The organism is Sulfoacidibacillus ferrooxidans (assembly GCF_022606465.1).
Lineage (GTDB): Bacteria > Bacillota > Bacilli > Alicyclobacillales > SLC66 > Sulfoacidibacillus > Sulfoacidibacillus ferrooxidans.
In genome coordinates, this window is sequence record NZ_JALBUF010000109.1 from 1 (window position 1) to 362 (window position 362).

Annotated in this window: 1 pseudogene; it reads right to left on the minus strand. The window is 46.4% G+C overall.

Features of this window, described 5'->3' with window-relative positions:
- Nucleotides 1-232, minus strand: a pseudogene (locus MM817_RS16595) (hypothetical protein); the annotation flags it as partial.
- Between the last annotated feature and the right edge of the window lie 130 nt (nt 233-362).

Below are 362 nucleotides of genomic sequence, written 5' to 3' on the forward strand. Positions count from 1 at the left end.
CATGCCCGTTCCACGTGCTCTTGTAGCCTACTTGTTCAAGGGCTTGCATGACGTACCAAATCGGCATATAGGTGGTTCCATTCGCTACAAACTCGTCTGGATGGTACGCTGCTTGTCCGTTAATCACAATGTTCGATGACGTATACGACTGTGTTTGTGCGAATGCAAACGTAGATACGACCGTCCCCATGACAAGCGATGCCGCTACTGCGCTAGCTAGTATTTTTTTCATAAGTTATTCCTCCTAGTATATTAATGTCACGTACTCCAAAGAGTTTTGAGATAAAATTCTCGTAGTGGTCGGGGTACTACGAATTCCTCCTTGGGACCATTGGTTCTCGATCTTGAGAGTGTAGTCCCCG